This window comes from Okeania sp. SIO3B5 (genome assembly GCF_010692555.1).
In the GTDB taxonomy this organism is placed as follows: Bacteria; Cyanobacteriota; Cyanobacteriia; order Cyanobacteriales; family Microcoleaceae; genus Okeania.
In genome coordinates, this window is sequence record NZ_JAAHHG010000616.1 from 1 (window position 1) to 5,472 (window position 5,472).

At 38.3% G+C, this 5,472-nt stretch carries 7 protein-coding genes; all 7 read right to left on the reverse strand.

Annotated elements, in window-relative coordinates; translation table 11 throughout:
- Nucleotides 1-58 precede the first annotated feature (58 nt).
- The gene (locus tag F6K54_RS39425) at nt 59-949 is read right to left on the reverse strand and encodes a hypothetical protein (RefSeq protein WP_293089713.1); all 891 of its coding nucleotides are present in this window, start codon (nt 947-949) and stop codon (nt 59-61) included.
- Nucleotides 950-1,109: 160 nt separating this feature from the next.
- Nucleotides 1,110-1,544 carry a hypothetical protein gene (locus F6K54_RS39430; RefSeq protein WP_293089715.1) on the reverse strand — a complete coding sequence of 145 codons (435 nt, stop codon included), beginning with the start codon at nt 1,542-1,544 and terminating at the stop codon, nt 1,110-1,112.
- Between the two features lie 294 nt (nt 1,545-1,838).
- Nucleotides 1,839-1,985, reverse strand: a complete 147-nt coding sequence (locus tag F6K54_RS39435) for a hypothetical protein (protein ID WP_293089717.1) — start codon at nt 1,983-1,985, stop codon at nt 1,839-1,841.
- 22 nt (nt 1,986-2,007) lie between these two features.
- The gene (locus F6K54_RS39440) at nt 2,008-3,189 is read right to left on the reverse strand and encodes an RNA polymerase sigma factor (RefSeq protein WP_293089719.1); all 1,182 of its coding nucleotides are present in this window, start codon (nt 3,187-3,189) and stop codon (nt 2,008-2,010) included.
- Between the two features lie 459 nt (nt 3,190-3,648).
- Nucleotides 3,649-3,807, reverse strand: a complete 159-nt coding sequence (locus F6K54_RS39445; protein WP_293089720.1) for a hypothetical protein — start codon at nt 3,805-3,807, stop codon at nt 3,649-3,651.
- A gap of 235 nt (nt 3,808-4,042) precedes the next feature.
- Nucleotides 4,043-4,522 carry a DUF1842 domain-containing protein gene (locus tag F6K54_RS39450; RefSeq protein WP_293089722.1) on the reverse strand — a complete coding sequence of 160 codons (480 nt, stop codon included), beginning with the start codon at nt 4,520-4,522 and terminating at the stop codon, nt 4,043-4,045.
- 273 nt (nt 4,523-4,795) lie between these two features.
- On the reverse strand, nt 4,796-5,472 hold a 677-nt coding region (locus F6K54_RS39455; RefSeq protein WP_293089724.1), incomplete at its 5' end, for a hypothetical protein.

Below are 5,472 nucleotides of genomic sequence, written 5' to 3' on the forward strand. Positions count from 1 at the left end.
CATTTTTTACCTCATTTACTCTGATATTTTTGACAAATGAAAAAGTGAAAAAAAAGATTTATATCTGTGATTCAGATAATTGAGTTTCATTACTTGTCGTTTTTTGAGTTTGAAGAATTCCTTTCTGGTAAACTAACCAAGTAAAAATAGCAACTCCAGCTAGAGTTCCTCCCACATCATGGAGAATATGAAATAAGGCATTATAAACAAAATTAGGATGATTGGGGTCTGTATAGTGTTCTAAAATACTAACGAATGACAAATTTACTCCTACAGAAAATATAGGAAAGAAGATGATTTTCCAATCTTGAATAATTTTATATCCTCGATAGGTAAGTACGGTAAAAACTAAAGTTAAAGCAATATAAATTGGCACTTTGAAGCTAGGATCGTGGTTTTGATAACCTATGGGATACAAAATGGAAACAGCTAATAAACTAAGGGCAAAAACGATATTAATTATATTAGTTATTGTATTGGTTTCTTTGCTTAAGCCGTCTGCCCATAAAGCAAATCCAGAAATCAAGAAAAAGTAAAACATGAAATTCAGCATTGTAAAATCATTCTGGTAAAACCAACATTGAGTTACGTGCCAACCAATCTCCGAAGCAATAGATACCATAATAAAAGCTAGCCCTAATTGGGAAGCAAAAACAGCTTTTGTGCGTAATTTTGGATCTAATATAATGTTATTTAATGCTTGATAAAAAATTCTCATTGCTAAAGGAATGAGTACAAAAGTTAAAATGTGAGTTAGGATTAAAGCATATCTCCAACTCCCTTGAATACATACTCCTTCTTGATAAAGTTTTATTTGTTCTGGTGTTATTTCTGGTAACTTTACTAAAACATAACCAAAACCAAAAAATGCGATCGCAAAACAGATAGTAATAACAATTAAGGTACTACTAAAAATTTTTTCATCATTATTGGTAGTTAAATTAGACATATTCTGTTAGTTCCTAATTCAATCCAGATTTTTATAATTTAGGGAAGGTATTAACCTTCCCTAAATTAGATTGAGAGTTTCACTCAAAAAGTAAAGCTAAAATCGAGCTTTGATGCAAACGAGAACACTCCCGATTTATTTTTAGTTTTAGCCAGCGAAATCAATCACCACATAGTGTGATCCTAAAATCATCAAAGTTAGTTTGAGGTTGAAAATTACTTCCCTGCACTTCTAATGTTGTCATTCCAGCTTTTAATACAGCAGAACCCTGGCCACAAGCTGGTATTAAATCAGTACCATTTGCTACATTGATATTAGAACAACTATATTCTGGTCCATTTGGTCCAGTAATCAAAATCTCATCTATTGTTCCAGTTTCGCCTGGAGGTAAATCAATGATAGCAGAGTTAACTGTAAGATCTACTGGAACCGGATCAGTGTTAGTATAAGAGCAAGAGCCATTTTCAACCGGAACTGGTGGTTCTTCTATACAGGTTGCCTGTGCTATTGCTGGTAACGAGAAAAAGCCTACCAAACAAGCAACAGTAATAGCTAAAATCTTTTTTCCAAGGTTACGGATCAATTTTTCCATCATTTTCTCCTGTGAGATTTTTTTCTAAGGTTTTCAGCATTTTTTGCCTTCAAATATAAGACTTTATTTGCCATGCTTTTCTGAATTTTTCTTTATATAAAATCCGGTTGAACAGTGGTCATTGCGACGATAGGAAGCAATCTCCTAAGTCCTTGATATTACTTCCTTCCACGAAGTGACCGTCGCAATGACTTAGCGATCATAATTATCAGGATTTGATATTATAGAATTATAAACATACACATATTATATAACCGGATTCTATATAAAAATTTATACCAAATCTCCAAAAGTTTGCTACATATTTGGAAGATGGCAACAAAATATAGCGTTGCTATTTAGAAATGCTGGGAGAGCGATCGCTCTATCACTAACATTAGCAACGATGACAAAAGAATCATCACAGGTTACCAGAACTTTAACCAATTCAGCTTTCACTTCCACTCTTGAACTCCAGAGCAATTTATCATCCCGTGTTGAAGCTAGCAAAAACAGAGGTTCCATGGAGAAATTCAGAAGCACTCGACGAATTATCATCAGTAATTTCTAGATAGGTAAGTTCTCGAAAAAACCCAAATAAACCTCTCATACATTGTTCCAGTCTTAAGGCGATCGCTCCACCTCCTCCCTTGCATTCCATCTCCTGCATCAAACCCTGCCACCAAACAGACATTCGTAATGAAACATTAACTAAATTTCTAATATTCAATCCTCTTAAACTACCAGCATTCTTTAACTCTTCTACTTCCGCTACCTCTGATTTTGATAGAGATATAGGAGCATTGGGCGATGGGGTCATTCCATGGCAACCAAGCATAGCATTACCATTTGGAAATTCTCTAATATTGGCTATATCGGTTTCCATTGATACAGTCTTCATAGCCAAAATATTCTTATCTACTTCCTCCATTCTCTGATGCTTTTCCCCATTTTCGTTTAGGGTGGACAAATTCTGGCTTTCCAACTCCTGCTCCTGTTGTGACGGGGTGATGGGAACATGAGGCGATTTCGCGATCAAACTCCTACCACTCAGACTTTCCGACTCCGAATCTCGAAAATATCTGCTCAACCTCTCTTTAAGCTGTTTCCGTGCCAAAGATATCCGCTTGCAAACATTATCATAAGATATCCCTTGCTGTTCGGCAATTTCTTTATGGGAAAGCTCCCGATAAAAATGCAAAATAAACGTCTCTCGGCACTTTTCAGGTAACTCCGCGATCGCCTCTCGTATCTGATCAGACCTCTCCTCTCTCTCCAGAACAGACTCTGGACATTCAACCGTTCCTGTGGTAATAACTTCCTCAGTATTACCCACCCATTCAATACTTTCAACACCCACAGCACCACAAGAACGTTTGCGGATAAGATCGATGCAAAAATTACGAGTTACTTGATACAACCAAGCTTTTAAATTAGTAATTTTTTCCCCGAACTTTTGCACTTTTTCCCAAGCTTTTACCATTGCCTGACTCAGAGCATCTTCCGCATCCATTTGGTTAGAATTCATTATCTTGAGACAGCAGCGATAAAGCTGGCCTCGACTTTCTTGCCATTGCTGCCAAAACTGAGAGATTAGATGGGAGCGATCGTTCTCTGTTGCAGCATTTTCCATTAAGTTCCGTCTTGTATCTGTAGTAGTAGAAGTCATAAAAAATGAAATTGCTTTTGTCTTTCTGATACAGATAGGTATTTTTGAGATGCTTCCCTGACTTTATAGAACATTGCAATCTGGCATAGACTATTAGAGAATGTAGATCTTTCCCCAAGCTCTCTTATACAAGGAGAGAAGGGCAAAGCTATTCTCCCCTTTCCCTATTAGAGAAGGGGTTTCCATAGATTACAATGGGGTTGCGTGGCGGACTTTTTTAACGCCACTGTTTTTTGCTTTCCAAATACTAGACGTTACTCACCATGATTTTATGACTCTTTTTCCCAAAAAAATAAATTGCCCGACTTCTTACTTCTGTTAGGGGGACAATGGCTTCTCCTGCTGTCCATCCCACTATCAAACTTGACTAGAAAACAAACTGTCTCGAACAAGGGCGTTGGCAGTATATCGCTGCCTTATCCATATTAGTCACAGCACCCTTGGGAGCTTGGGCAATACCTATTTCTCAAATTCTTCCCAGTCTTTAATTTTAGATGCTTGAGGAGGAGGTACACTGGTTAATGGGACTGTTGAACCTGTTAGTAAATATTGGTCTCGCCATTTATGAAGAGTAGGGCGACTTATATTTAACAGACGACTCACATGATTGATAGACATACCATTACTACCATATATTGGAATGAAGCGATCGCTCGTCGTATTGTATTGCTAGCTGCCGTTGATATTGCTTTGAGAAATAATCGTTTTTGTTAGAGGAAGGAAGCGATCGCTTTTGAGAAAAAGGGCGATCGCTCCTCGACCTAACCTACAAGTTCTGCTATCGTACTGAACTTACGTTTCCTCACTTGTTCTTTGAATAATATAGCTGGTTGAGGTCGAGTGTCTTCTTGTCTTATTCAAAGCAAGGAATCGATGCTGCTGGAACTGGTCCAACAAATTTAAACTCGCCAAATCCCTCACGATACCCGTAGATAGCTGCACCAGACCGATTGTCTTTGGAGAGCAACATCCGCAGTTCCACATTGGACGGAATAACAGGACCAATTCCTGCTTGAGGCGGCCAGTCAATATCTGGATAACCAGTAGCCTTAATTTCATTAGCAATCTTTCCGCTCTTGTAAGCACCCAATAATTCTGTTTGAATGTCTAGGGGTGGACTGACGGCTTGAAAGATTTTACCCTCACCCGTTACCTTACCCTTGGCGGCATCAACTAACAGTTGAACGTCAAAGTGTGGAGCCCCTAGAAGGTTGGAGCCGATGCTATAACAAGCGGGAAATAAGCCGACAGCTTCTTCTGCTGCCATAGCAGGAGAGACAGTCATAACAAACATGGCCAATATAGCCATTACTGTTGCCAATATCTTTTTCATCTTTATTTTCCGTTAAGAATAGAACAATGTGTAGGTTAAAGGCATTTTCAGTCTTCTGTTTTATGAGAACGCCCTTTTTGCCTACATCTTATAGACGATGCTAGGGAGGATTTTCTGATTTTTTTTTTGCAGAACGGCTTTTTCTTAATATGCTATGATTATTTAATAATGGGAAAGGTGTGCGCCTATAGACCCTCTGTGAACTCTGTGCCTAGTGTGGTTCCATTTCAGATATTTCACAGTAACTCTCCCTATATCGTACTAGGATTTCAGTTATTCCTTTAACAATTGCGGTTGTTTCTTTAACAATTTAAGGACTAATGTTTCAAATTCAGAAGCATCAGGGGGAGCGAATAGTTCTCCCTTAGTCTCCGCAAACATTTTGCAATATGGATCTTTTACATTCAATAAGACAGCATATTCGCTTGTATGCTGATAAATTGCCTGTGCCATAAAGGTATCGAAACTAGAAAGCAACTGCTTCAAAGACTGTTTTTGTTCTAGATTGAGGGATGAAGTATTCTCAACACCATTGGATAAATACTGCTGCAGTTCTGGATCTTTGAGGATTTTATCTTCTAACTCCTCGAGCGCCTGAGATAATTCCTCATCGACTACAGATGTTGAATCTGAGGAACCTGGTGCTTTACATAGGGGGGGTGTTGATGGGTTTACTGTACCCTCTAGTCCCGGTGTTGCAGGTAAAATTTGAGTATAGTTTCTCAAAAGAACTAATAGTTGGGCTCCAGCAACAAAATTCTTGACAACCTGATTTGCTTGAATTTCGGGTTGATACAGGTTGGGAATTTTAGAAAGCATTTTCTCATTCCAAGCATGAGGAACAATATCAATGTCATTCCAAATTCGCGTTGTAGAATTTCCCAACCGGGAGTCATAGTAAGTCGAGAAATCTCGATTTCCTGGTGTAGGTCCGGCTGAGGGATGCAACT

Bases quoted from the DNA above. Each gene is read 5' to 3' on its own strand.
- F6K54_RS39425 (WP_293089713.1), bottom strand. From the start codon at position 949: ATGTCTAATTTAACTACCAATAATGATGAAAAAATTTTTAGTAGTACC.
- F6K54_RS39430 (WP_293089715.1), bottom strand. From the start codon at position 1,544: ATGATGGAAAAATTGATCCGTAACCTTGGAAAAAAGATTTTAGCTATT.
- F6K54_RS39440 (WP_293089719.1), bottom strand. From the start codon at position 3,189: ATGACTTCTACTACTACAGATACAAGACGGAACTTAATGGAAAATGCT.
- F6K54_RS39445 (WP_293089720.1), bottom strand. From the start codon at position 3,807: ATGTCTATCAATCATGTGAGTCGTCTGTTAAATATAAGTCGCCCTACT.
- F6K54_RS39450 (WP_293089722.1), bottom strand. From the start codon at position 4,522: ATGAAAAAGATATTGGCAACAGTAATGGCTATATTGGCCATGTTTGTT.